A 23,802-nucleotide genomic window follows, 5' to 3' on the forward strand; every position below is an offset into this window, starting at 1 on the left:
CGTACGGAAGGTCGGCGGGTCCTTGCCTCCCCAGCGTGACCCGCCCCTCCCTCCCCGGGCCTCGCTACGGAAGGACCTTCGGGTGCCTGTCTTCACGCGCCTTCGCCACCAGCCGGAAACCGCCGACGCCGTCACCGAGGGCACGACACCCGAGCAGGAGACGGCCGAGCGGGTCACCCTGCGGTCGCGGTCCGCCGCCTGGCGCGAAGGGCATCCCGCGGTCGTCCGCGGCACCCGCTGGACGATCACGGCGCTCGCCGCGGCCCTGGTGTTCCTGGCACTGGTCCTGCCGAACAGGCAGAGCGCCCTGCACGCGGACCGGTTCGTGCGGATACCGGTGGAGGCGATCCTCGGAGCCGCCGCGGCCCTGACCCTCCCGCGCCGCCCCCGGCTGGCGGTGGCGGCCCTCTCCGGCGCCGCACTCGGCGCGATGACCATCCTCAACCTCCTGGACATGGGCTTCTGGGAGTACCTGGGCCGCCGCTTCAACCTGGTCCTGGACTGGGAACTCCTCCCCGACGCCCAGTCCTACGTCAAGGACTCGATGGGCGGCACGGTGGCGACCCTCGCCACCGTAGGCGCCCTCCTGCTGGTCGTACTCCTCCTCACCGTCATGGCCCTGGCGATGGTCCGGCTCAGCTCCGTGCTCGCCCGCAACAAGCAGGCAGCGACGCGCGGAACACTGGCCGCCGCCGTCGTATGGGTCACCTGCTCCGCGCTGGGACTCCAGATAGCCGGGTCGCCGGTCGCGGCCGACCGCGCGGCGGGAGGGGTGCTGTCCCAAGCCCGGCTGGTGCACACCACCCTGCGCGACGAGGCGGAGTTCCAGAAGATCGCCAAGATCGACGCGTTCGGCAACACCCCGCCCGGCCAGCTGGTCCCCGACCTGCGCGGCAAGGACATGGTCTTCACCTTCATCGAGAGCTACGGCCGCAGCGCGATCGAGGACCCGGTGGAGGCACCCGGCGTCGACGCGACCCTCGACGCCCGCACCAAGGCCCTGGCAAAGGCCGGCTTCCACGCCAAGAGCGGCTGGCTGACCTCCGCCACCTACGGCGGCAGCAGCTGGCTCGGCCACTCCACCACCATGTCGGGCCTCTGGATCGACAACCAGCAGCGCTACCGCACCCTCATGGCGAGCGACCACATGAGCCTGACGGAAGCGTTCAAGAAGACGGGCGCCTGGGACACGGTGGGCATCATGCCCGGCGTGCAGAAGAGCTGGCCCGAGTCCAAGTTCTACGGCCTGGACTCCTACCGCAACGCCTTCCAGATGGGCTACAAGGGCCCGAAGTTCAGCTGGTCCACCATGCCCGACCAGTACGCGCTGCAGCAGTTCCAGAACCTGGAGCACGCCAAGAAGCGCACCAAGCCCCTGATGTCCCTGGTCATCCTGACCTCCAGCCACCAGCCCTGGGCGCCGATCCCCAAGATGGTCCCCTGGAACAAGCTGGGCAACGGCTCGATCTTCAACGCCATCCAGAAGGCCGGCAACAAGCCCTCGGACATCATCGCGAGCTCCCCCAAGTCGCAGGCGGAGTACGGCAAGTCGGTGCAGTACTCCGTCACGGCCCTCACCGAGTGGCTGGAGCGCTACGGCACGAAGGACACCGTGCTGGTCTTCCTGGGCGACCACCAGCCCATCCCCCGCGTCAGCGGCAACCACGCCAACCGTGACGTCCCGGTCTCCATCGTCGCCAAGGACCCCAAGGTCCTGGACAAGATCTCCACCTGGAACTGGACGGACGGCCTGCGCCCCGCCCACGACGCCCCGGTCTGGAAGATGAGCGCGTTCCGCGACAGGTTCCTCACGGCGTACGGCTCGACGAAACACCCCAAGACGGGGTGAGCAGCGCCGTACAAAGCCGCGGGTCCCCGGTGGCCGATCGCGCAGTTCCCCGCGCCCCTGGGGAGCTGCAGTCGCCGACGGCGCGAAGGGGACGGGGCGGGGGTGTCCGCCCGCAGCGTCGGGCGTCAAGAGGCAGCACTGCACGGCCAACAGCACCGCCCGACCGAGGACGGACACCCCCGCCCCGTCCCCGAGCCACGACACACCCGCGGGCGCCGGACCTCAGCCCCCCGACGTGTCGAGCTCCGCGTCCTCCCCGACGCCCGCGCAGTCGTACGGGTCCTTCAGCCACCCGTCCGGCAGCACCACCCTGTTGTTGCCGGACGTACGCCCCCGAGGCCCGTCGGCCCCCACCGGCCAGGCCTGATCCAGATGCAACTCGTCCAGCCCGCCCCGCAGTTCCTCCAAAGAAGAGGTAACGGCAAGCCGCTTACGCATCTCGCTGCCGACCGCGAAGCCCTTCAGATACCAGGCGACATGCTTCCGGAAGTCGACGACACCCTTCGCCTCGTCGCCGATCCACTCCCCCAGCAGCCGAGCGTGCCGCACCATGACATCGGCGACCTCACGCAACGACGGCCGAGCGATGTCCTGCTCCCGCCCCTCGAACGCCGCCACGAGGTCGGCGAACAGCCAGGGCCGCCCGAGGCACCCGCGCCCCACGACCACCCCGTCGCACCCGGTCTCCCGCACCATCCGCAGCGCGTCCTCGGCCGACCAGATGTCCCCGTTGCCCAGCACGGGAATCTCCGGCACATGCTCCTTGAGCCGGGCGATGGCGTCCCAGTCCGCGGTACCGCCGTAGTGCTGCGCGGCCGTACGCCCGTGCAGGGCGATCGCCGTGACGCCCTCCTCGACGGCGATGCGCCCGGCGTCCAGATACGTGATGTGGTCGTCGTCGATGCCCTTGCGCATCTTCATCGTCACGGGCAGGTCCCCGGCACCCGAGACGGCCTCCCGCAGGATCGCCCTCAGCAGGTTCCGCTTGTACGGCAGCGCGGACCCGCCGCCCTTCCGCGTCACCTTCGGCACCGGGCACCCGAAGTTCAGGTCGATGTGATCGGCGAGCCCTTCCTCCGCGATCATGCGGACGGCCTTGCCGACGGTGGCGGGATCGACGCCGTACAGCTGGATCGACCGAGGCTTCTCGCTCGCGTCGAAGTGGATGAGCTGCATGGTCTTCTCGTTGCGCTCGACCAGCGCCCGCGTGGTGATCATCTCGCTCACGAAGAGGCCCTTGCCGCCGCTGAACTCCCGGCACAGTGTCCGGAAGGGAGCGTTGGTGATCCCGGCCATGGGGGCGAGGACGACAGGGGGCTGGACGGTGTGCGGACCGATCTGCAGGGGCGTGGACATTAGCCCATTGTCACCCATGGGAAACGACCGCATCCCCACCCCCCAAAGATCATGCATCCACCATTAGTTAGCACCACTATTAGTTAGACACACTATCGACATCGGCGTACGATAAAACGCATGCCCGAGCTCAGTCACCGCCGACGTCTGCTGGTCCTGGCGATCTGCTGCATGAGCCTGCTGATCGTGAGCATCGACGTCACCGCTCTGAACGTCGCCCTCCCCGACATGCAGCGCGAGCTGCACGCGAGCACGTCCGGCCTGCAGTGGACGATCGACGCCTACACCCTCGTCCTGGCCTCGCTGCTGATGCTCGCGGGCTCCACCGCCGACCGGATCGGCCGCAAGCGCGCGTTCATGACCGGCCTGGTCCTGTTCGTCGTCGGCTCGCTGCTGTGCTCGCTCGCCCCGAACCTGGACTCACTGATCGTGTTCCGCATGATCCAGGCGGTCGGCGGCTCGATGCTCAACCCCGTCGCGATGTCGATCATCACGAACACCTTCACGGACCCCCGCGAACGGGCCCGGGCGATCGGTGTCTGGGGTGCCGTAGTCGGCATCTCCATGGCGGCCGGCCCGCTGGCCGGCGGCCTGCTCGTGGAGTCGGTCGGCTGGCGGTCGATCTTCTGGGTCAACCTCCCCGTCGGCCTGACGGCCCTGCTGCTGACCCTGCGCTTCGTCCCCGAGTCCCGCGCGCCCAAGGCCCGCCGCCCGGACCCGGTCGGGCAGCTGCTGGTCATCGCTCTGTTCGGCTCACTGACGTACGCGATCATCGAGGCCCCGGCCTCCGGCGTGGCCGCGGTCCTGCCGTTCGCGGTGGTCGCCGCGGCGGCTCTGGGCGGCCTGCTCTGGTACGAGCCGCGACGCGACGAACCCCTCATCGACCTGCGCTTCTTCCGCTCCGTACCGTTCAGCGGGGCGACGGCGACAGCGATCGCGGCGTTCGCCTCGCTGGGCGGCTTCCTCTTCATGTCGACGCTGTACCTGCAGAACGTACGCGGGTACGACGCGCTGCACGCGGGGCTGTGGATGCTGCCGATGGCGGTACCGATGTTCCTGTGCGCACCGCTGTCCGGACGGCTGGTCGGCAGCCGGGGGCCGCGGCTGTCGCTGGTGGTCGCCGGTGTGGCGATGACGGTGAGCGCGGTGCTGTTCGCGGCGTTCGACGCGGAGACGTCGAACACGACGCTGTTCCTCGGGTACGTGCTGTTCGGTGTCGGCTTCGGGTTCGTGAACGCGCCGATCACCAACACGGCGGTGTCGGGCATGCCGCGGGCGCAGGCGGGGGTCGCCGCGGCGGTGGCCTCCACGAGCCGGCAGCTGGGTCAGACGCTGGGCGTCGCGGTGATCGGGGCGGTGCTGGCCTCCGGCGTGGAGGGGTCGTCGTACAGGGCGGCGTTCGTGTCGGCGTCGGTGCCGGGGTGGTGGATCTTGGTCGCGTGCGGGGTGGCGGTCTTCACGCTCGGGGCGGTGACGACGGGGCGGTGGGCGCGGGGTACCGCCGAGCGGACGGCGGAGAAGTTGCAGTCGGCGGAGGTACGCGAAGCCGCGGCGGTCAGCGCGTAGTCGGGCGGCCGCGGCCGGGTGGGGGCTGATCGCGCAGTTCCCCGCGCCCCTTCAGGGCGCGTCCCGCCCCCGGCGTGATCATGCGCAGTCCCTCACACCTCCCCCAAAAAACCGGCCCCCTCACGGCCCCCCATGAAAAGGCCCGCCCCCTCAGGGCGTCTCCCTGGCCAGCGCGATCTCGTGGAGCTTCTCCATCCTGGCCCGCGTCTCCCGGTCCGCCGGGACGTAGGTCACCAGCCGTGAGCCCACCTCCGGCCCCAGCCACAGTTCGGTCTGGTCGACCACCAGCCGCCCCACGAGCCGGTTGAGGAACTCCTTGCGCTTGCTGTGGGCCACGACCACCTCGTGCCGCTCCCATGCCTCGCAGAACTCCGGGTACGCGCGCAGCCGCTTGAGCAGGAGCTTCCAGGCCGGCTCGCCGAGGTGCCCGGCCTGGGCGGCGCGCAGCCGGGCGGCCATCAGGCGGCGGGTCTCCTCCAGGTGGACGATCGAGTCGCGCCACTCCTGGTTGGTGTAGGAGAGCAGGACGCAGTTGCGGTCCTCCGGGGCCACCGTCGACAGGTCGCACAGCAGCAGCCCGAGGACGCGGTTGTGGGCGAGGATGTCGTACCGGCTGTTCTGGATGCTCGCGGCGTACGGCTCCAGCTGCTCCAGCATGGCCCGCAGCCCCGGCGTCACCGACGGGCAGGTCAGGGCCGGTGTGGGGTCGACCGCGCCGGCGAGCTGGAAGAGGTGGGCGCGCTCGGTGGGGTCGAGCCTCAGGGTGCGGGCGAGGGCGTCGAGGACCTGGACGGAGACCTGGATGTCACGGCCCTGCTCGAGCCACGTGTACCAGGTGACGCCGACCGCGGAGAGCTGGGCGACCTCCTCGCGGCGCAGCCCGGGCGTGCGGCGGCTCCGGCCGCGCGGCAGGCCGACCTCCTCGGGGGCGATCCGCTCGCGGCGGCTGCGCAGGAAGGCCGCCAGCTCGTGCCGCCGCACCTCGGCGCCCGTGCCGCGCGTGCGCGCCGTCGCCGTCTCCTGGGCCATGGTCGTCATGGCTCCACCCTGCACCCTTCGGCACCCTGTTTCCAGGTACTGCTTCTACCAGGATAAAGACACTCTGGTACCCCGCTGGGGATGGGCGCAGCCTCGATGACGTGACCGAAACCATCGCTCAACGCACCGTCCGACCACCGGCCGCGACACCGTCGCTCGGCGGCGTCGGACTCTTCACCGTGCTGCTGGCAGCGGCGCTGCCCCTCATCGACTTCTTCATCGTCAACGTCGCCCTGCCGACGATCGGCCGGGACCTGCACGCGAGCGAGTCCGTCCTCGAACTTGTCGTCGCCGGTTACGGGTTGGCGTACGCCGTGCTCCTCGTCCTGGGCGGCAGGCTCGGCGACCTGTTCGGCCGGCGCCGCTTCTTCCTCGGCGGCATGGCGGCCTTCGGCCTGACCTCGCTGGCCTGCGGGCTCGCGCCGAGCGCCTGGACGCTGGTGGCGGCGCGGGTGGCGCAGGGCGCGTCGGCCGCCGCGATGCTCCCGCAGATCCTCGCCACCATCCAGGCGGCGACCGCCGGGCCGCGCCGGGCGAAGGCGATGGGCCTGTACGGCGCCACGGCCGGCCTGTCCATGGTCGCCGGGCAGATCCTCGGCGGGGTCCTGGTGGCGGCCGACATCGCGGGCACCGGCTGGCGCGCGGTGTTCCTGGTGAACGTCCCGGTGGTCGTCGTGGGCCTGCTGCTGGCGGCCCGTGCCGTCCCCGAGACGCGTTCCCGGCAGCCCGAGCCGGTCGACGGTCCCGGCACCGTCCTGCTCACCGCGTCCCTGCTGGCCCTGCTGGCGCCGCTCACCGAGGGCCGGTCGGCGGGCTGGCCGCTGTGGACGTGGCTGTCGCTGGCCGCGTTCCCGTTCCTCGCGGCGGCGTTCTACGCGGTGGAGCGCCGGGCCGACCGCCGGGGCCGTACGCCCCTCGTCCCCCCGTCGCTGTTCGAGCTGACGTCGTTGCGGCGCGGCCTGGTGATGATCCTGCCGTTCTCCGTCGGCTTCAGCGGCTTCATGTTCGTGATCGCGGTGGCGTTGCAGCGGGGTGCGGGTCTGGGACCGGTCCGGGCCGGGCTGGCCCTGGCGCCGATGGCGGTGGTGTTCTTCTTCGTCTCACTCGCCGGTCCCCGCCTGGTCGCCCGGTACGGCACCCGGGTCGTCACCGCCGGGGCGCTGCTGCAGGGGCTCGGCATCGGCCTGATGGCGCTGGCGGCCTGGCGGTCCTGGCCGGATCTCGGCCTGGTCGCGCTGCTGCCGGGGGCGGTGTTCGCGGGCGGCGGTCAGGCGCTCCAGCTCCCCATCGTCTACCGGGTGGTGCTCTCCGAGGTGGAGCCGGTCCGGGCCGGTGTGGGCAGCGGGGTGATGATGACGACCCAGCAGTCGGCCCTGGCGCTCGGCGTCGCCGCGCTCGGCACGCTGTTCCTCTCCCTCGTCCCGGGCAGCGGGATGCGGGACGCCCTGGTCATCACGCTGCTGGCGCAGCTCGGCTGCGTCGTCGTGACGGGCCTGCTGAGCCTGCGGCTGCCCCGCACGATCGGCTGAGGGGGCGGTGCCGTGTGTGGGATCGGCCACGGGTTGGTCAACTCGCCGTGAGGGTCCCCTGTTGATGTTGGTCTTGCTGCACACTCCTGAGCCGGAGGGGAGGCGGCATGCTGGAGATCAACACGAGCAGGGTGCGGCGCTGGGACGGGCACGGCCGTGAACACGTCGTCCGCGTGCAGCGCACCGGTCTGCAGCGGACGATCAGATGTGACACCTGCGGCTGGCGGCAGGGGGCGCAGTTCCTGCCCTGGCTGAAGGCCGAGGAGCATCTGGCTGAGGCGCACCAGGCGACGGTGGACCCGACGGAGCCGGAGCCCTCGGGCTGAGGCACCGGGGAGATGAGTTTCCGGCGCGGCAGGAGTCGTAGAACCGACCGCACGCACCGCGCACCGGAAGGCCGGAGATGACCGAGAGCGAACTGAAGGCCGTGTTGCGGCGCCATGTCGAGGACGGCACGGTGCCCGGCGCCGTGGCCCTGGTGGCGCGCGGCGACGACGTCGAGGTGGTGGCCGTCGGCTCGGTGGACACCGGGGCGAGCGCGCCGATGGCCCGTGACTCGATCTTCCGTATCGCCTCACTCACCAAGCCGATCACGGCGGCGGCCGTGCTGATGCTGGTGGAGGAGGGCGTGCTCGCCCTGGACGCGCCGGTGGAGGAGTGGCTTCCGGAGCTGTCGAAGCCGGTGGTGGTGCGGACGCCGTCGGGCCCCGTGGACGACGTGGTCCCGGCCGCCCGCCCGATCACGGTCGAGGACCTGCTCAGCTCGCGCACCGGCTGGGGCTTCCCCTCCGACTTCTCGCTCCCGGCGGTGCAATCGCTGTTCACGGTGCAGAAGGACGGCCGCGCCCTGCAGGACTGGCCGGACGCGGACACCTGGCTGGGGCTGCTCGCGCGGGTGCCGATGCTGTACCAGCCGGGCGAGGCGTGGCTGTACGGCACCTCCTCCGACCTGCAGGGCATCCTGGTGGCGCGTGCGTCGGGCCGTACGCTCCCCGACTTCCTGGGCGAGCGGCTCCTTACGCCGCTGGGCATGAGCGACACGTCGTTCGAGGTCCCGCCGTCGAAGCGGCACCGCTTCACCTCGGCCTACGCGCCCGGCCCGGACGGCTCCCCGCGGTTGTCGGACACCCCGGACGGCGAGTTCGCCCGGGTCCCGCGCTTCCACTCGGGCGGCGGCGGCCTGGTCTCCACGGCCGACGACTGGCTGGCCTTCGCCCGTCTCCTGCTGAACGGCGGCACCGCCCCGGACGGCCGCCGTCTGCTGAGCCCGACCTCCGTCAGCCGTATGACCACCAACCACCTCACGGCCGACCAGCGCGAGCGCGCCACGCTCTTCCTGGAGGGCCAGGGCTGGGGCTACGGCGGCCAGGTCGACGTCACCCCGTCCGACCCCTGGAACGTGCCCGGCCGCTACGGCTGGGTCGGCGGCACCGGCACCACGGCCCACATCGTCCCGCCCACGGGAACGGTGGCGATCCTGCTGACCCAGGCGGGCATGGCCGACCCGACGCCGACCCCGGTGATGAGGGACTTCTGGCGGTACGTGGCCGGCGGCTGAGAGCGACGGCTGCCTCGACGGCCTCCCCGAGGACGCCGTCATCGACATCAGCACTCCGCCGCGCGGCCCTCCGCGGACAGTCCCCGCACCAGCAAATCCACCACCGCCTCGAACTCCTCCTCCACGCCGGGCTGTTCCCACTCCTTGGCATAGCCGGGGTCGTGGAAGCGGGCGGTGGCCTGGAAGAGGGCGCGGGCGGCGGTCGCGGGGTCGGTGACCGTGAAGGTGCCGGCTTCCGTCCCGGCGCGGACGATCTCGGTGAGCTGGTCGGTCAGTTCGGTGATGTGGGCGCCCACCACCTCGCCCGCGCCGTCCGTCAGCACGGAGTACGTGGCGAACAGCTCGGGGTCGCCGCCGGCCTTCTGGCGCTTGGCGGCGAAGAGGGCCGCGAGCCACTCGCGCACCCGCAGCCGCGGGTCCCGTCCGGCGTCGGCGGCGATTCCGGCGAGGACCTCGGTCGTCCGGTCGAGCCACCTCTTCGTCACCGCCTCGCGCAGGGCGGCCTTGGTGCGGAAGTGCCGGTAGACGCTGCCGTGGCTGACGCCGAGCGCGCGGGCCACGTCGACCACGGTGGCCTTGGCCGGGCCGTGGCGGCGCAGCACCTCCTCGGTGGCGGCGAGGATGCGCTCGGCGGTCAGGGTCTCGCTGGTCGGGGGCATGGCTAGACGGTACCCGGCACCGCGATCAGCGTTCGCTGTCGAGCATGGCCATCTGCGCGGGCGCGTACCGTTCGCCGGCGGCCGCGTCGGCCGGTACGGCCGCCTCGACGGCGGCGAGGTCGTCGGCGTCCAGGGTCACGTCCAGGGCGCCCAGAGCCTCGCCGAGCCGCTCGCGGGTGCGGGCGCCGATCAGCGGCACGATGTCGTCGCCCCGCGAGAGCACCCAGGCGATGGCGAGCTGGGCGACGGAGACGCCCTTCTGCTCGGCGATCTTGCGCAGGGACTCGACCAGGCCGAGGTTGTGCTGGAGGTTGTCGCCCTGGAAGCGGGGGGTGTGGGCGCGGAAGTCGTTCGGGGCGAACCCCTGGCCGGGCGTGACATGGCCGGAGATCAGGCCGCGGGAAAGCACTCCGTAGGCGGTGACGGAGATGCCGAGCTCGCGCAGGGTGGGCAGGATCTCCCGCTCGGGTCCGCGGGAGATGAGCGCGTACTCGATCTGGAGGTCGGCGATCGGGGCGGTGGCGGCGGCTCGGCGGATGGTCTCCGCGCCGACCTCGCTGAGTCCGATGTGACGGACGTACCCCTTCTCGACCAGTTCCGCGATGGCGCCGACGGTCTCCTCGATCGGCACGTCCGGGTCGAGCCGGGCGGGGCGGTAGACGTCGATGTGGTCGACGCCGAGGCGCTGGAGGGAGTACGCGGCCCAGGTCTTCACGGCGGCGGGGCGGGCGTCGTAGCCGAGCCATTCGCCGTCCGGGGCGCGGTGGGCGCCGAACTTCACGCTGGCCAGGGCGTTGTCCCGGAGGGCGGCCGGGGCGGTGCGCAGGGCCTCGGCGATCAGGAGTTCGTTGTGGCCCATGCCGTAGAAGTCGCCGGTGTCGAGCAGGGTGACGCCGGCCTCCAGGGCGGCGTGGAGGGTGGCGATGGACTCTGCGCGGTCCGTGTCGCCGTACATGCCGGACATGCCCATGCAGCCGAGGCCGAGAGCGGAGACCTGGGGGCCGGTGGTGCCGAGGGTTCGGGTTCGCATCGTCATGCCACCACCCTGACATGACGGATGACAGATTTCAATATCTGTCAGTCCATATATGTCAGCACTCGCTTCATCGACCTGCGGCACGAATTGGTCCAGACCCATTGACGCCAGGTCTGGACCAGTTCACTGTCATGGCTACGACACCTCACCGCACCCCCACCGGGAGGCCCGTATGCTCCGCCGCGCCCTGTCCCTGCTCGCCGCCGCGCTGGCGACGGCCTGCCTCACCCAGCTCCCGGCGGCCCCGACCGCCTCCGCCGCCGACACCTGCGCGCCGAAACCGCGGCCGTCCGGCAAGGTCCTGCAGGGCTACTGGGAGAACTGGGACGGCTCCGCCAACGGCGTCCACCCGCCGTTCGGCTGGACCCCGATCACCGACTCCCGCATCGCCGCTCACGGATACAACGTGATCAACGCGGCCTTCCCGGTGATCCGTTCGGACGGAACGGCCCTGTGGGAGGACGGCATGGACGCCGGTGTGAAGGTGGCCACGCCCGCCGAGATGTGCGCGGCGAAGGCCTCCGGCCAGACCGTCCTGCTGTCGATCGGAGGCGCGGCGGCCGGCATCGACCTGAGCTCGACCGCCGTGGCGGACAGGTTCGTGGCGACGATCGTGCCCATCCTGAAGAAGTACAACTTCGACGGCATCGACATAGACATCGAGACGGGCCTGGTCGACAGCGGGACCATCACGCAACTCTCCACGTCCCAGGCCAACTTGATCCGCATCATCGACGGAGTCCTGGGGCAGATGCCGGCGGGCTTCGGGCTGACCATGGCCCCGGAGACGGCCTACGTCACCGGCGGGAGCGTCACCTACGGCTCGATCTGGGGCGCGTACCTGCCGATCATCAAGAAGTACGCCGACAACGGCCGCCTGTGGTGGCTGAACATGCAGTACTACAACGGCAGCATGTACGGCTGCTCGGGCGACTCCTACCAGGCGGGCACGGTGCAGGGCTTCACGGCGCAGACGGACTGCCTGGACAAGGGCCTGGTCGTGCAGGGCACGACGATCAGGGTGCCCTACGACCGGCAGGTCCCCGGCCTGCCCGCCCAGCCGGGCGCCGGCGGCGGCTACCTGTCACCGTCCCTCGTCTCCCAGGCCTGGAAGCACTACGGCACCTCCCTCAAGGGCCTGATGACCTGGTCGGTCAACTGGGACGGCTCGAAGAACTGGACGTTCGGCGACAACGTGAGGGCCCTGCAAGGGCGTTGACACACGAACGCCGGACGGGGCCGAGTCTCCTCGGCCCCGTCCGGCGCGTGCGCGGTACCGCGGCGGACGTCAGCAGCCCAGCAGGCGGCCCGCCAGGTATCCCTCGATCTGGTCCAGCGAGACCCGCTCCTGCTTCATGGTGTCGCGCTCGCGCACCGTCACCGCGTTGTCGTCCAGCGTGTCGAAGTCGACGGTCACGCAGTACGGCGTGCCGATCTCGTCCTGGCGGCGGTAGCGGCGGCCGATGGCGCCGGCGTCGTCGAACTCGATGTTCCAGTTCTGCCGCAGCGCCTGGGCGAGGCCCTTGGCCTTGGGCGACAGCTCCGGGTTGCGGGACAGCGGGAGCACGGCGACCTTGACCGGGGCCAGGCGGTGGTCGAGCCGCAGGACCGTGCGCTTCTCCATCTTGCCCTTGGCGTTCGGCGCCTCGTCCTCGACGTAGGCGTCGAGGAGGAAGGCCAGCAGCGTACGGCCGACACCGGCCGCGGGCTCGATGACGTACGGCGTCCAGCGCTCGCCGGCCTCCTGGTCGAAGTAGGAGAGGTCCTGGCCGGAGGCCTTGCCGTGGGCGTTCAGGTCGTAGTCGGTGCGGTTGGCGACGCCCTCCAGCTCGCCCCACTCGTTGCCGCCGAACTGGAAGCGGTACTCGATGTCAGCGGTGCGCTTGGAGTAGTGGGAGAGCTTCTCCTTCGGGTGCTCGTACCACCGCATGTTCTCCTCGCGCAGGCCGAGGCCGGTGTACCAGCTCCAGCGCTGCTCCATCCAGTACTCCTGCCACTTCTCGTCCTCGCCCGGCTTGACGAAGAACTCCATCTCCATCTGCTCGAACTCGCGGGTGCGGAAGATGAAGTTGCCGGGCGTGATCTCGTTGCGGAAGGACTTGCCCATCTGCGCGATGCCGAAGGGCGGCTTGCGGCGCGAAGTGGTCTGCACCTGGGCGAAGTTGGTGAAGATGCCCTGGGCGGTCTCGGGACGCAGGTAGGCGATCGAGCCGCTGTCCTGGGTGGGGCCGAGGTGCGTGGAGAGCAGACCCGAGAACTGCTTGGGCTCGGTGAACTGGCCCTTGTTGCCGCAGTTCGGGCAGTTCACGTCCGCCAGGCCGTTCTCCGGGAGGCGGTGATGCTTGGCCTCGTAGGCCTCCTCCAGGTGGTCCGCGCGGAACCGCTTGTGGCAGGAGGTGCACTCGGTCAGCGGGTCCGTGAAGGTGGCGACGTGACCGGAGGCCACCCAGACCTCGGGGGCCAGGATCACGGACGAGTCGATGCCGACCACGTCCTCGCGCGACGTCACCATGTAGCGCCACCACTGGCGCTTGATGTTCTCCTTGAACTCGACACCCAGCGGCCCGTAGTCCCAGGCGGCACGCTGGCCGCCGTAGATCTCACTGCAGGGGAATACGAAGCCACGGCGCTTGCTCAGGCTGACGATGGTGTCGATCTTGTCGGCGGCCACGGTGCTCTCTTCATTACGACGACGGGCGACGAAGCGAGATGCTTCCAGCGAATGCTTCAGCGTACCGGCGGGGACTGCCCCTCAATCAAATCGGTGCCCGTCGGATCGTTTATTGACAACGGTTTCCATGTTTGATGAAAATGACTGTCATGAACGTACGACGACAGCACATACCCGCGGTGGCCGTGGCGGCCGTCACCGCACTCGGCCTCGGCACGCTCACCGCCTGCTCCGGCGACAGCGCGGCGGCCGCCGGCACCGGGAAGTTCGACGTCGTCGCGTCGTTCTACCCGATGGCCTTCCTCGCCGAGCGGATCGGCGGCACCCATGTGCACGTCACGAGCCTGACCCAGCCCGGCCAGGAGCCGCACGACCTGGAGATCAGCGCCCGGCAGACCGCGCAGCTCCAGGACTCCGACGCGGTGCTCTACCTGAAGAACCTCCAGCCCTCCGTCGACGACGCGGTCGCCCAGTCCGAGGTGAAGACCAAGATCGACGCCGCCTCCCTCACCTCGCTGGAGAAGCACGGCAACGAGGTCGGCGGCCACGCGGCCTCCCACGACGGCTCCAAGAACGACGAACTCTCCGGCCTCGACCCGCACATCTGGCTCGACCCGGTGCGCTACGCCCAGGTCGCCGAGGGCGTCGGCAAGGCCTTCCAGAAGGCGGACCCGAAGCACGCGGCCGACTACCGCAAGAACACGGCGACGCTGGTGGAGAAGCTGCACGCCCTCGACACGCGGTTCCAGGACGGCCTCGCGCACACCAAGTCCAAGGTCTTCATCACCACCCACGCCGCCTTCGGCTACCTCGCCGAGCGCTACGGCCTGACCGAGGAGGCCATCAACGGCCTCGACCCCGAGTCCGAGCCCAGCGCGGCGCGGGTGCGGCAGCTGGAGACGATGGCGAAGGCCGACGGCGTCACCACCGTCTTCTACGAGACGCTCGTCAGCGACAAGACCGCGAAGACCATCGCCTCCGACGCCGGGCTGAGGACGGATGTGCTGGACCCGATCGAGGGCATCACGTCCAAGTCCCGCGGCACCGACTACTTCTCCGTCCAGGAGGCCAACCTCAAGGCCCTGCAGAGCGCTCTGGGAGAGAAATGACAGCGCAGGACGGTACGACCGAGCCCGCCGTGTCCCTGCGCGGCGTCCGCGCCGACCTGGGCTCGCGCCCCGTCCTGCGCGGGATCGACCTCAGCGTGGCACGCGGTGAGGTCGTCGCGCTACTCGGCGCCAACGGCTCCGGCAAGTCCACGGCCATCCGCACGATCATCGGCCAGGTGCCGGCGAGCGCCGGGAGGATCGAGCTGTTCGGCACCGAGCGCGGGCGGTTCCGGGACTGGGCGCGGGTGGGCTACGTCCCGCAGCGCACGACGGCCGCCGGCGGCGTCCCCGCCACGGTCACCGAGATCGTCTCCTCCGGCCGGCTGTCCCGGACCCGCTTCGGCGTGCTGCGCAAGGCCGACCACGCGGCCGTGCGCGGGGCCCTGGAGCTGGTCGGCATGGCGGACCGGGCGAAGGAGTCCGTGAACGCCCTGTCCGGCGGCCAGCACCAGCGCGTCCTGATCGCCCGCGCGCTCGCCGCCGAACCGGAACTGCTGATCATGGACGAGCCGATGGCGGGCGTGGACCTGGCCAGCCAGGAGGTGCTGGCGCGGACCCTGCGCGAGCAGGTCGCGGCCGGTACGACCGTCCTGCTCGTCCTGCACGAACTCGGGCCCCTGGAACCGCTGATCGACCGCGCGGTCGTCCTGCGCGACGGCTGCGTCCTGCACGACGGCCCGCCCCCCGAGGCGGTCGGCCAGCACGCCCTGCCCGGCCACGACCACGTCCACCCGCACGAGCCCGGGCCGCTGCGCACGGGACTGCTGGGCTGAAGGATCTGTGATGGACTTCCTCGACTACGCCTTCATGCAGCGGGCCCTGCTCGCCGCCGTCCTCGTCGGCGTCACCGCCCCCGCGATCGGCATCTACCTCGTCCAGCGCCGCCAGGCCCTGATGGGCGACGGCATCGGCCATGTGGCGATGACGGGCGTCGGCCTCGGCTTCCTGCTCTCGGCGTCCCCGGTGTGGATGGCGACGCTCGTCTCCGTGCTCGGCGCGGTCCTGATGGAGCTGATCCGCTGGTACGGCCGCACCCGCGGCGACATCGCCCTCGCGATGCTCTTCTACGGCGGCATGGCCGGCGGCGTGATGTTCATCAACCTCGCGCCCGGCGGCTCCAACGCCAACCTGACCTCGTACCTCTTCGGCTCGCTGTCGACGGTCTCGCCGTCGGACGTGACGGCGATCTGCCTGCTGGCCGGCTTCGTCGTGCTGGTCACGCTCGGCCTGCGCCGCCAGCTGTTCGCGGTCAGCCAGGACGAGGAGTTCGCGCGGGTGACGGGCCTGCCCGTGCGCGCGCTGAACCTGCTGACCGCCGTCACGGCGGCGGTCACCGTGACGGTCGCGATGCGGGTGGTGGGCCTGCTGCTGGTGAGCGCGCTGATGGTGGTGCCGGTGGCCGCCGCCCAGCAGCTCAGCCGCAGCTTCGCGGCGACCTTCGCGATCGCCGTGGCGATCGGGGTGAGCGTGACCATCGGCGGCACGGTCACCTCCTACTACCAGGACGTGCCGCCCGGCGCGACGATCGTGCTGCTGACCATCGCGGCCTTCCTGGTGCTGACCGCGCTCGCCACTCCCCTGGCCCGGCGGCGGGCCCGGGCCGCGGCGGCCGCGCGGCCCGTCGGGGAGCCCGCCGAGTGCGCCATCCCGGCCGCCCGGGAGGCCGTCGGCGACGTCGGCGTCTGACCGCGCCCGGTCCGGGCTGGCACAATGGCCCGGCAGGCGTCGTGGACGCGAGCCGTAGAAGGAGGACCCGGTGACGACCGCTGGACCGCCCGTGAAGGGCCGCGCCACCCGGCAGCGTGCCGCCGTGGCGGCGGCCCTCGACGAGGTCGACGAGTTCCGCAGCGCGCAGGAGCTGCACGACATGCTCAAGCACAAGGGCGACTCGGTCGGTCTGACCACCGTCTACCGCACCCTGCAGTCCCTCGCCGACGCCGGCGAGGTCGACGTCCTGCGCACCTCCGAGGGCGAGTCCGTCTACCGCCGATGCTCCTCCGGCGAGCACCACCACCACCTGGTGTGCCGGATGTGCGGCAAGGCCGTCGAGGTCGAGGGCCCGGCGGTGGAGAAGTGGGCGGAGGCGATCGCCGCCGAACACGGCTACGTGAACGTGGCCCACACCGTGGAGATCTTCGGAACCTGCGCGGAGTGCGCCGCCGCCGGGAACTGACTCAGACGCGGGTCAGGTGGCGGTCGAGGATCGCGCGCAGCCGGTCCGCGTCCGCGGGACCGCTCAGGCCCCGCTTGGGCAGCACGGTGAAACAGCTGGCGTTCTTGTCGTCGCTGTAGGTGTAGAAGGCGGCCCCGGTCTCGCGATAGCGGGGCTGCGCGGCCCAGTTGACCGACGTCGTGCTGTTGTCGGTGGCCACCGTCAGCCCGGCGTCCGTCACCGTGGCGCGGTAGGTGCCGTTGCGCACGGCGAGCTTGAGGAACGCGCGGGCCTGGAGACGGGGCGTGAGGAGCAGCAGGACCAGCGCCAGGGGCAGCCAGATCAGCAGAAACCAGTCGGGTTTGTCCCGCCCGGCCACGGAGAGCGCGGCGTTCATCACGAAGGCGAACGCCAGCAGGCCGACGGCCCAGGACCGCAGCCAGCCCCGCTTCCTGAGCCGGTTGCGCTCCTTCAGCGCCCCCATGAAATCCCCCACGACCGGCTGATACGTCAGCTCGACCGTGCCCTGCTCGGCATCCCGCCCCATGTTCATGACCATGAGGCGGGATCGTAGCGGCGGTTTCCGGCCGGGTGGTTACTCGGTGGGGTCGTTGCCTCGCATCGCGGCCTCCATGGCGATCAGTTGCTCGTTCGGGACGGCGCCGCCGAAGCGGCGGTCGCGGGAGGCGAACTCGACGCAGGCCCGCCACAGGTCGCGGCGGTCGAAGTCCGGCCACAGCACGTCCTGGAAGACCATCTCGGCGTAAGCGCTCTGCCAGATCAGGTAGTTGGAGGTGCGCTGCTCGCCGCTCGGGCGCAGGAACAGATCCACGTCCGGCATGTCCGGGTAGTACAGGTACTTGGCGAGGGTCTTCTCGTTGACCTTCGACGGGTCGAGCCGGCCGGCCTTCACGTCCTCGGCCATGGCCTGCGCGGCGTCGGCGATCTCGGCCCGGCCGCCGTAGTTCATGCAGAAGTACAGGGTGAGGCGGTCGTTGTCCTTGGTCTGCTCCTGGGCGATCTGGAGCTCCTTGGCGACCGACTTCCACAGCTTGGGCATCCGGCCCACCCACCGCACGCGCACGCCGAGTTGGTCGAGCGTGTCACGGCTCTTGCGGATGAAGTCACGGTTGAAGTTCATCAGGAAGCGGACCTCGTCGGGCGAGCGCTTCCAGTTCTCGGTGGAGAAGGCGTACAGGGAGATGCTGCCGACGCCCATCTCGATCGCGCCCTGCAGGACGTCGACCACCCGCTCGGCGCCGACCTTGTGGCCCTCCGTGCGGGGCAGCCCGCGCTCCTTCGCCCAGCGGCCGTTGCCGTCCATGACGATGGCCACATGGTTCGGGACCAGCTCGCCCGGGAGCTTCGGCGCGCGGGCGCCGGACGGGTGCGGCTCGGGCGCCTTGTACTCGCGGCGCCGGTTTCCCAGGATCCCGCGTACGACCATGTGCTTCTCGTCTCCTCTTACCGCTTACTTCTCTACGTAACGAAGCGAACGCAGTCCGCGTTCCATGTGCCAGTGCAGATAGGCGGACACCAGCCCGCTCCCCTCCCGCACGTGCCGCGGCTCGCACGCGTCCGCGGTCTCCCAGTCTCCCGTAAGCAGCGCGGCGAGGAGCTCCAGGGTCTGCGGGGAGGGTACGACGCTGCCGGGCACCCGGCAGTCCACGCAGACCGCGCCGCCGGAGGCGACGGAGAAGAAACGGTTCGGGCCGGGCATCCCGCACTTGGCGCAGTCGCTGAAGCTGGGGGCGTAGCCGTTGACGGCGAGGGAGCGCAGCAGGAAGGCGTCCAGCACGAGGTGCGGGGCGTGCTCGCCGCGGGCCAGGGTGCGCAGGGCGCCGACGAGCAGCAGATACTGCTGCACCGCCGGCTCGCCCTCGTGGTCGGTGAACCGCTCGGCGGTCTCGAGCATGGCGGTGCCGGCGGTGTAGCGGGCGTAGTCGGTGACGATCCCCCCGCCGTACGGGGCGATGGTCTCGCTCTGCGTGCACAGCGGCAGGCTGCGCCCCACCAGTTCGCTGCCCCGGGCGAAGAACTGGACGTCGACGTGAGAGAAGGGTTCGAGGCGGGCGCCGAACTTGGACTTGGTGCGCCGCACTCCCCGGGCCACGGCCCGCACCCGCCCGTGCCCGCGCGTGAGCAGCGTGATGATCCGGTCCGCCTCGCCCAGTTTCTGGGTGCGCAGGACGATGCCGTCGTCCCGGAAAAGACTCATCGCGTGCCCCTCATGGAGTCCATTCTCCCGTACGCCGGCGGGTCAGCGTGCGCGGTCGGGGCGACTGATCGCGTCCCAGGGGGCCAGGTTCCAGGGGCTGGCGCGGTTCGCCGGGTCCAGCAGGGCGCGCAGGTGCGCGTCGGCGACGGCCTGCGGGGCGGGCGGGGAGGGGTCCTGGGCGGCCTCCAGCCCGTCCCGCCACACCTTGCGGCCCAGCAGGTAGTGGTCGGCGTACTCCCGCCAGGAGCCGTACACCGAGACCACCGACGGCACGATGTTCTTCAGCGCGGTCCAGGCGTCGGCCTCGGTGATCAGTCCGGCGGCGAAGCCGCGCCGGGTGATGTCGGCGTACAGCGCGGCGTCCCAGGCGAGGGGCGCGACGCCGAGCAGCCGCTGGGCGCGCGCCCGGTAGCCGCTGCGGGACAGGTCGTCGAGCCGGTCGACGAGTTCCGCGCGCGAGGTGATCTCCCACTGCTCGGCCAGCCAGCTCCGGGCGCTGTCGTCGTCGATGCGGGTGAAGGGGTAGAGGGTGGTGCGGGAGGCGTCGTGGTCACGGCTCACCGGGGCGCTCAGCGACACCATCCACAGCTGGTGCGCGGTGAGCGGGGTGGGGAACCGCCTGCCTGTACGCGGCTTCGGCTTCGTCCATCTCCGTATGTTCCACAGACCCATGGCCCCGCACCCTACTCACGTCAGGGAACCTCACCGCCGGTGCGGGCGTCGGCCCGGGCCGTGGCCGCGCCGAGCCGCTCGGCGCGGGTGGCCGCCCGCAGCGCCCCGGGCTCGGCGTCCCACTCCCGCCCCCCGCCGTACGGTCTGAGTTGGACGTACGGCCCTTCGTGGCCCATGACGATGCCGATTCTTCCGGTGCCGGTGTCCACGACATGAGTTCCGACGGGAGGCTTCATTTCCTCTCCTTAACGACCGTAATAAAAACAGTTCACAATTCCGGCGGCGGCGCATGGATTGCGCCTCACAGCGTGCTCCCCTTTCTTTCTGGGTTTCACGCTTTTCCGTAACCCGGAGACCTGCGGCCCCTACACTCGGCAGGAGTATGTGAACTGCGACCACGGCGCAGCGAAGAGTTTGTGGTATTCGGATTATTTCATTCGGCGACCCTGCGCAGCCGGCGGGGCGCGGTCCTGCCGGCGTCCGGTTGGGGCTCGGGTTCCGGCTCGGTCGCCGCCCACAGCTCGTCGAACTGGCTGATGCGGTCCTCGACGTGTTCCCGCTTCATCCTCAGCATCGTCATGTCGGGCCTGACATGGTGGTCCGGCCGGGTTTCGTAGCAGAGTTCGCCGTCGAAGATGATGAAGTCCATCACCGTGCCGCCCGGGTCGAGCTGGGACTGCACGCCGATCCGCGCGTCGATGCCGTACCTGCGCTGGCGCTGGCAGATCTGCCGCAGGACGTCGGTGACCTCGTCCGGCTCGTCCACGAGAAACAGCCGCCGGACCTCCACGCCGCGGGTCTTGATGGCCTTCTCCTGGGCGATCAGATAGCGTTTCGCGGGCTCGCTGGACCAGAAATCCCGGTCGACGGTCGTACTGGTGGCGTAAAGCGTCTTCTTGACGCACAGGGCGAGGTCGATCAGCCATTCGTGGTTCTCGAAAGAGGAGTCCGCCCGGCCGCTGATGAGGTCCTCCATCAGTTCGGCGAGACGCTTCAGCTCCTCCTCCGCGAAACTCTTGACGATGCCCGGCGCCTCGTCGCCGACCTGTGTGTACGCCTTGACCAGCCGGGTCACCTCCTCGGAGCGGAGCACCGAGCCGTCGACCTTGCTGAACAGCTCGGTCGCCTCGTTGATCTTGGCGAAGCTCTGGTCGACCGCCGTCCGCATCTCCGCGTGGTGGTTGGCCAGGCTCTGCTTCATGTCGTCGATGTGCCGGCGCTGGCTGTTCTCGACCACCTCGAGGCGCTCACCGAAGTCCACGAGGTACTGCACGATCAGGGTCGCGCTGCCCAGGACGATGGACGCGACCCATTGCCAGATGTTGTTGTCGTCCCCGTTCAGCAGCACGGTCAGCAGGAAGGCACCGCCCGCCGCCGACGCGGTGATGAGGATCTTCCAGAACAGCTTGGGGATGCCCTGCCGCGGCAGTACCGCCCCGTTGTCCCCTGTCCCTAACGACGCTCCGCTCACGTGTCTCCCCCGTCGGGTAAGTGGTTGGTGCCGTCCTCACTCAGTTGGTGCTCAGTGCCTGGTGCGGCAACCGGATCGCCTGGACGGCCAGTTGGTCCCGGATGCGCTGGACCAGGTTCTGCCACTGGCGGGTGAACCCCGGTTCCCGCTCCAGTGCTTCCCACAGGTGGACCAGTGAACGCTCCACCCGCGCGTGCGGCATCCACAGATGCAGCAGATGGTCGACGGCCGGGCGCAGGGCCTGGACCGCCGCGGGGCCGTCCGCCGCGGCGAACCGGCCGCTCTCCAGCATGTGCACCACGGTCGTCAGAAGCCAGTCGTGCAGCGCGAGGTCCTCGCACAGCCCGGCGGCCGCGACGGCCGGTGTGTCCTGCGGCAGCCTCAGTTCCACGGTCCGCAGGCCGTCCTCGGCCAGCGTGAACCGGGTCAGTTCCGCCCGCTCCCCCTCGGGGACCCGGCGGGCGATCCACCGCAGGTGCGTGCGGCGGGACTTGAAGGGGACCTTGCGGTCCAGCAGCGGGTGGCGCAGCAGCCGTGCCAGCAGCGCCTCGGCGACCGCCCCGAGGTCCAGCTCCCCGCGGCCGGGGCCCCGCAGCACGCCCTGCGCGGTGGCCTGTTCGGGCAGCCTGCCGAACGGCTCGACGACACCGGGCCGTACCAGGTAGTGCCCCCAGGGACGGCGGGTGTCGGGACCCGTGGCCGGGGCGCTGAACCAGGCGGTGGCCTGCAGCAGCCGGCCCTCGGTGAGCGCCGCGCGGGCGGCCACCGTGCCGACGGCGCGGACCTTGCTGCCGTCGGCGGTGGGCAGCCGGCAGTCCACTCCGGTCAGCGTCTCGGGTGAAAGGGCGTACAGGTTGGGGCGTTCGGAGATCCGGACGTGTTCGTCGGCGCGCAGTCTGAGCAGCCCGGCGGCGGCCCGGCCGTCCAGTGGCTGGAAGGACGGCAGCAGACAGGTGCGCACCTCCCCGCAGACGAGAGCGGGGCGCGCGGGCTGTCCGGGACGCCGCGTCATGTCAGCGCCCGCCGGAGGACGGGCCGGTGGCCGGGTCCTCGTAGAAGATGTACGTGGCCCGCTGGGCGACGGCGTCCGGTACCTCGAGGCCTTCGCCCTTCGAGCGGGCGGTGACCTGTCGCAGGGCTTCGGCGTCGACCTGGGTCTGGTCGAGGATGAGCCGCACGGCGTCCTCGACGGCGAGGAAGCGGTTGGGCAGCAGGGTGCAGGTGCGGTAGGCGCTGAAGGCGGCGGCCCGCGGGTCGAGCTGGAGCAGGGGCGGCAGCCGGTCCCAGTCGTGCGGGAACTCCGCGCCGTCCCAGGGGCGCGGGACGAGCACCGGCTCGCCGAGGTGGCGTAACAGCCCGAGCCGGGCCAGCTGCCAGACGGCGGCCAGGAAGGGGCAGGACCACAGCCGCCGGCCGTCCTGCTCGGACCACAGCTCGACGTCCATGAACACGGAGTGGTTGCGGGCCGCGGTCTCCTCCGGCGGCTGCCAGCCCCTGACCTCGCCCAGGGCGGCCCGCTCGGTGCCGGGCGTGCGCCTGCCGTTGGCGAGCCAGCCGGTCTGGCCCACGGGTGGGCGGGAGCCGTTGCTGCCCGGCGGCGGCGACTCGACCAGGCGGTGCGCGACGGACTCGGCGATCTCGATGCGGTCGGCGACCGCGCAGCCCGACTCACGGGCCAGGTAGTCGATGGCCAGGCCCGCCTTCTCGGCCTCCTCCAGCACCAGGGGGAGCAGTTCGGCGGGGGTGGAGAAGCGGGTGAAGTAGTCGTCGATGAGGAAGCAGGTGCTGATGCGGGGCCGCTTGCCGCCGGTGCGGCGGGCGGCGGAGGCGCGGACGGCCTCCACCCACAGCCGCACCTCGGCGAAGTGTGCGCGCAGCCGCTCCGGGCCGGCCTCGAAGTCCTCCATGTAGAGATGCCCCAACTCCAGGGAGAGGTGGGACAGTTGCACGGACCGGGTGCGGGGCTGCGCCGTGGTCTCCCGGAAGACGGCCTCGCTCACGCCTGCTCCCAGTGCTTGTCGTCGGTGAGCCGGGCGGCCAGCCGGCTGAGCGCCTGCCATGTCTCCATGTTGGCGATCTGGCTGTCGAGCACGTCCTCGTCGGTGATGAGCTGCTCGCGCCACTGCAGGACCGGTTCGAGGGGGACGGAGCCGAGGACCTGGCTGTAGCCGATGCCGTGCGCGGAGGCGAGCTGCTTGAGGTCGGCGTCGGCCTTGCGCAGCCACGCCGACTGGGTGGGCGAGACCTGGGACCACAGCGGCGACTCGGGGTCGGGTACGGCGGCCCGCACGAAGCGGATGGCGCCGCGCAGCTCCTCCTCGTCGTGGCCGCGGTCGACCCCCGCCGCGACGATGCCGCGCTCGCCGAGGACCAGGCTCGCGGCGGCCGCCACATGCTGGCGGGTCCAGCGGTGGAAGACCAGCCAGCGGGCGGTGACCTGGCTCATCTCCGGCCGCGCGGTGGCCTCCAGGACCATGTCGACGGCGTAGGAGCGGCCGGCGCTCAGGTCCACGAAGACCAGGTCGAACTCGTACGACAGTTTCATCAGCAGGTCGGCGCAGAGCCGCACGTGGTCGCCGGTGGTGGCGAACTCGCCGCCGCCGACGTCGCCGGGCATCAGGACTAGACGGCCGCAGCCGGGCGGCGGGTCGCGCAGCACCTGGTGCTCGGTGACGGCCCAGACGTCCAGGCGCTCCGGCTCGACGACCTGGCCGCCTAGGTAGGAGTGCAGACCGCCGCCCTCCAGGGCGAGGCGGGCGTCGGCGACGTCGAAGACTGCGGAGGCGGTGGGCGAGCCGAAGTCGAAGTCCAGGTAGCAGACGTCGTCACCGGCCAGCGCCCGGTGGTAGGCGAGGTTGGCGCTGGTGACGGAGCGACCGGTGCCTCCCTTGTCGGAGGCGGCGAAGATCAGCACGCGG

The 23,802-nt window shown here is 70.9% G+C and carries 24 protein-coding genes; 10 read left to right on the forward strand and 14 right to left on the reverse strand.

The window, feature by feature from the left end; all coding sequences use genetic code 11:
- The first annotated feature begins 82 nt into the window (after positions 1–82).
- On the forward strand, positions 83–1,849 hold the full coding sequence (locus LN251_RS07150; RefSeq protein WP_458243639.1) for a CDP-alcohol phosphatidyltransferase: 1,767 nt from the start codon (positions 83–85) through the stop codon (positions 1,847–1,849).
- Positions 1,850–2,071: 222 nt separating this feature from the next.
- Here LN251_RS07150 and dusB read toward each other — a convergent pair whose 3' ends face one another.
- Positions 2,072–3,205: a tRNA dihydrouridine synthase DusB gene (gene dusB, locus LN251_RS07155; RefSeq protein WP_458243640.1), complete on the reverse strand. Its 1,134-nt coding sequence runs from the start codon at positions 3,203–3,205 to the stop codon at positions 2,072–2,074.
- Between the two features lie 120 nt (positions 3,206–3,325).
- Here dusB and LN251_RS07160 point away from each other — a divergent pair, with 120 nt between their 5' ends.
- Positions 3,326–4,771: an MFS transporter gene (locus LN251_RS07160; protein ID WP_458243641.1), complete on the forward strand. Its 1,446-nt coding sequence runs from the start codon at positions 3,326–3,328 to the stop codon at positions 4,769–4,771.
- A gap of 150 nt (positions 4,772–4,921) precedes the next feature.
- Here the strand turns inward: LN251_RS07160 and LN251_RS07165 are convergent, their stop codons facing one another.
- Complete coding sequence (locus LN251_RS07165; protein WP_458243642.1) at positions 4,922–5,809, reverse strand: helix-turn-helix transcriptional regulator; 888 nt, start codon at positions 5,807–5,809, stop codon at positions 4,922–4,924.
- Between the two features lie 101 nt (positions 5,810–5,910).
- Here LN251_RS07165 and LN251_RS07170 point away from each other — a divergent pair, with 101 nt between their 5' ends.
- The 3 genes from LN251_RS07170 (at position 5,911) to LN251_RS07180 (ending at position 8,896) form a co-directional block, all read left to right on the forward strand.
- Positions 5,911–7,338 carry an MFS transporter gene (locus tag LN251_RS07170; protein WP_458243643.1) on the forward strand — a complete coding sequence of 476 codons (1,428 nt, stop codon included), beginning with the start codon at positions 5,911–5,913 and terminating at the stop codon, positions 7,336–7,338.
- A gap of 107 nt (positions 7,339–7,445) precedes the next feature.
- Entirely contained in the window at positions 7,446–7,664 is a 219-nt protein-coding gene (locus LN251_RS07175) for a hypothetical protein (RefSeq protein ID WP_385233748.1), read from the forward strand.
- Between the two features lie 77 nt (positions 7,665–7,741).
- A complete protein-coding gene (locus tag LN251_RS07180) occupies positions 7,742–8,896 on the forward strand; it encodes a serine hydrolase domain-containing protein (RefSeq protein ID WP_458243644.1) in 1,155 nt (384 codons plus the stop codon).
- A gap of 47 nt (positions 8,897–8,943) precedes the next feature.
- Here LN251_RS07180 and LN251_RS07185 read toward each other — a convergent pair whose 3' ends face one another.
- Together LN251_RS07185 and LN251_RS07190 are read right to left on the reverse strand one after the other, a co-directional pair.
- On the reverse strand, positions 8,944–9,555 hold the full coding sequence (locus tag LN251_RS07185; protein ID WP_458243645.1) for a TetR family transcriptional regulator: 612 nt from the start codon (positions 9,553–9,555) through the stop codon (positions 8,944–8,946).
- A 25-nt stretch (positions 9,556–9,580) separates the two neighbouring features.
- Positions 9,581–10,591, reverse strand: coding sequence for an aldo/keto reductase (locus LN251_RS07190; protein WP_458243646.1), 1,011 nt, complete (start codon positions 10,589–10,591; stop codon positions 9,581–9,583).
- A 172-nt stretch (positions 10,592–10,763) separates the two neighbouring features.
- On the opposite strand from LN251_RS07190, the gene LN251_RS07195 reads away from it, so the two are divergent.
- On the forward strand, positions 10,764–11,810 hold the full coding sequence (locus LN251_RS07195; RefSeq protein WP_458243647.1) for a chitinase: 1,047 nt from the start codon (positions 10,764–10,766) through the stop codon (positions 11,808–11,810).
- Between the two features lie 69 nt (positions 11,811–11,879).
- On the opposite strand, the gene LN251_RS07200 is transcribed toward LN251_RS07195, so the two are convergent.
- Positions 11,880–13,262, reverse strand: a complete 1,383-nt coding sequence (locus LN251_RS07200) for a glycine--tRNA ligase (RefSeq protein WP_249834871.1) — start codon at positions 13,260–13,262, stop codon at positions 11,880–11,882.
- Between the two features lie 149 nt (positions 13,263–13,411).
- On the opposite strand from LN251_RS07200, the gene LN251_RS07205 reads away from it, so the two are divergent.
- The 4 genes from LN251_RS07205 (at position 13,412) to LN251_RS07220 (ending at position 16,544) form a co-directional block, all read left to right on the forward strand.
- A complete protein-coding gene (locus LN251_RS07205; protein WP_458243648.1) occupies positions 13,412–14,371 on the forward strand; it encodes a metal ABC transporter substrate-binding protein in 960 nt (319 codons plus the stop codon).
- Positions 14,368–15,144, forward strand: coding sequence for a metal ABC transporter ATP-binding protein (locus LN251_RS07210; RefSeq protein WP_458243649.1), 777 nt, complete (start codon positions 14,368–14,370; stop codon positions 15,142–15,144). The genes LN251_RS07205 and LN251_RS07210 overlap by 4 nt, the downstream gene beginning before the upstream one ends.
- A 10-nt stretch (positions 15,145–15,154) precedes the next feature.
- Complete coding sequence (locus LN251_RS07215; protein ID WP_450437380.1) at positions 15,155–16,057, forward strand: metal ABC transporter permease; 903 nt, start codon at positions 15,155–15,157, stop codon at positions 16,055–16,057.
- A gap of 70 nt (positions 16,058–16,127) precedes the next feature.
- Positions 16,128–16,544, forward strand: coding sequence for a Fur family transcriptional regulator (locus tag LN251_RS07220; RefSeq protein WP_458243650.1), 417 nt, complete (start codon positions 16,128–16,130; stop codon positions 16,542–16,544).
- A gap of 1 nt (position 16,545) precedes the next feature.
- Here the strand turns inward: LN251_RS07220 and LN251_RS07225 are convergent, their stop codons facing one another.
- The 9 genes from LN251_RS07225 to LN251_RS07265 all read right to left on the reverse strand — a co-directional run bounded on the left by LN251_RS07225 (position 16,546) and on the right by LN251_RS07265 (position 23,798).
- The gene (locus LN251_RS07225; RefSeq protein WP_458243651.1) at positions 16,546–17,082 is read right to left on the reverse strand and encodes a YcxB family protein; all 537 of its coding nucleotides are present in this window, start codon (positions 17,080–17,082) and stop codon (positions 16,546–16,548) included.
- Between the two features lie 36 nt (positions 17,083–17,118).
- Positions 17,119–17,970, reverse strand: coding sequence for an isoprenyl transferase (locus LN251_RS07230; RefSeq protein WP_458243652.1), 852 nt, complete (start codon positions 17,968–17,970; stop codon positions 17,119–17,121).
- A 24-nt stretch (positions 17,971–17,994) separates the two neighbouring features.
- Positions 17,995–18,741, reverse strand: coding sequence for a DNA repair protein RecO (recO, locus tag LN251_RS07235; RefSeq protein WP_458243653.1), 747 nt, complete (start codon positions 18,739–18,741; stop codon positions 17,995–17,997).
- A 42-nt stretch (positions 18,742–18,783) separates the two neighbouring features.
- Complete coding sequence (locus LN251_RS07240; protein WP_458243654.1) at positions 18,784–19,413, reverse strand: DUF1266 domain-containing protein; 630 nt, start codon at positions 19,411–19,413, stop codon at positions 18,784–18,786.
- A 20-nt stretch (positions 19,414–19,433) separates the two neighbouring features.
- Positions 19,434–19,649 carry a hypothetical protein gene (locus LN251_RS07245; protein ID WP_458243655.1) on the reverse strand — a complete coding sequence of 72 codons (216 nt, stop codon included), beginning with the start codon at positions 19,647–19,649 and terminating at the stop codon, positions 19,434–19,436.
- A gap of 197 nt (positions 19,650–19,846) precedes the next feature.
- Positions 19,847–20,884, reverse strand: coding sequence for a DUF6879 family protein (locus LN251_RS07250; RefSeq protein ID WP_458243656.1), 1,038 nt, complete (start codon positions 20,882–20,884; stop codon positions 19,847–19,849).
- A 40-nt stretch (positions 20,885–20,924) separates the two neighbouring features.
- Entirely contained in the window at positions 20,925–21,896 is a 972-nt protein-coding gene (locus tag LN251_RS07255; protein WP_458243657.1) for an SCO2521 family protein, read from the reverse strand.
- A gap of 1 nt (position 21,897) precedes the next feature.
- Positions 21,898–22,884: an SCO2522 family protein gene (locus tag LN251_RS07260; RefSeq protein ID WP_458243658.1), complete on the reverse strand. Its 987-nt coding sequence runs from the start codon at positions 22,882–22,884 to the stop codon at positions 21,898–21,900.
- Positions 22,881–23,798 carry an SCO2523 family variant P-loop protein gene (locus LN251_RS07265; RefSeq protein WP_458243659.1) on the reverse strand — a complete coding sequence of 306 codons (918 nt, stop codon included), beginning with the start codon at positions 23,796–23,798 and terminating at the stop codon, positions 22,881–22,883. The genes LN251_RS07260 and LN251_RS07265 overlap by 4 nt, the downstream gene beginning before the upstream one ends.
- Between the last annotated feature and the right edge of the window lie 4 nt (positions 23,799–23,802).

The sequence above is a fragment of the Streptomyces sp. MAI_2237 genome (assembly GCF_054189285.1).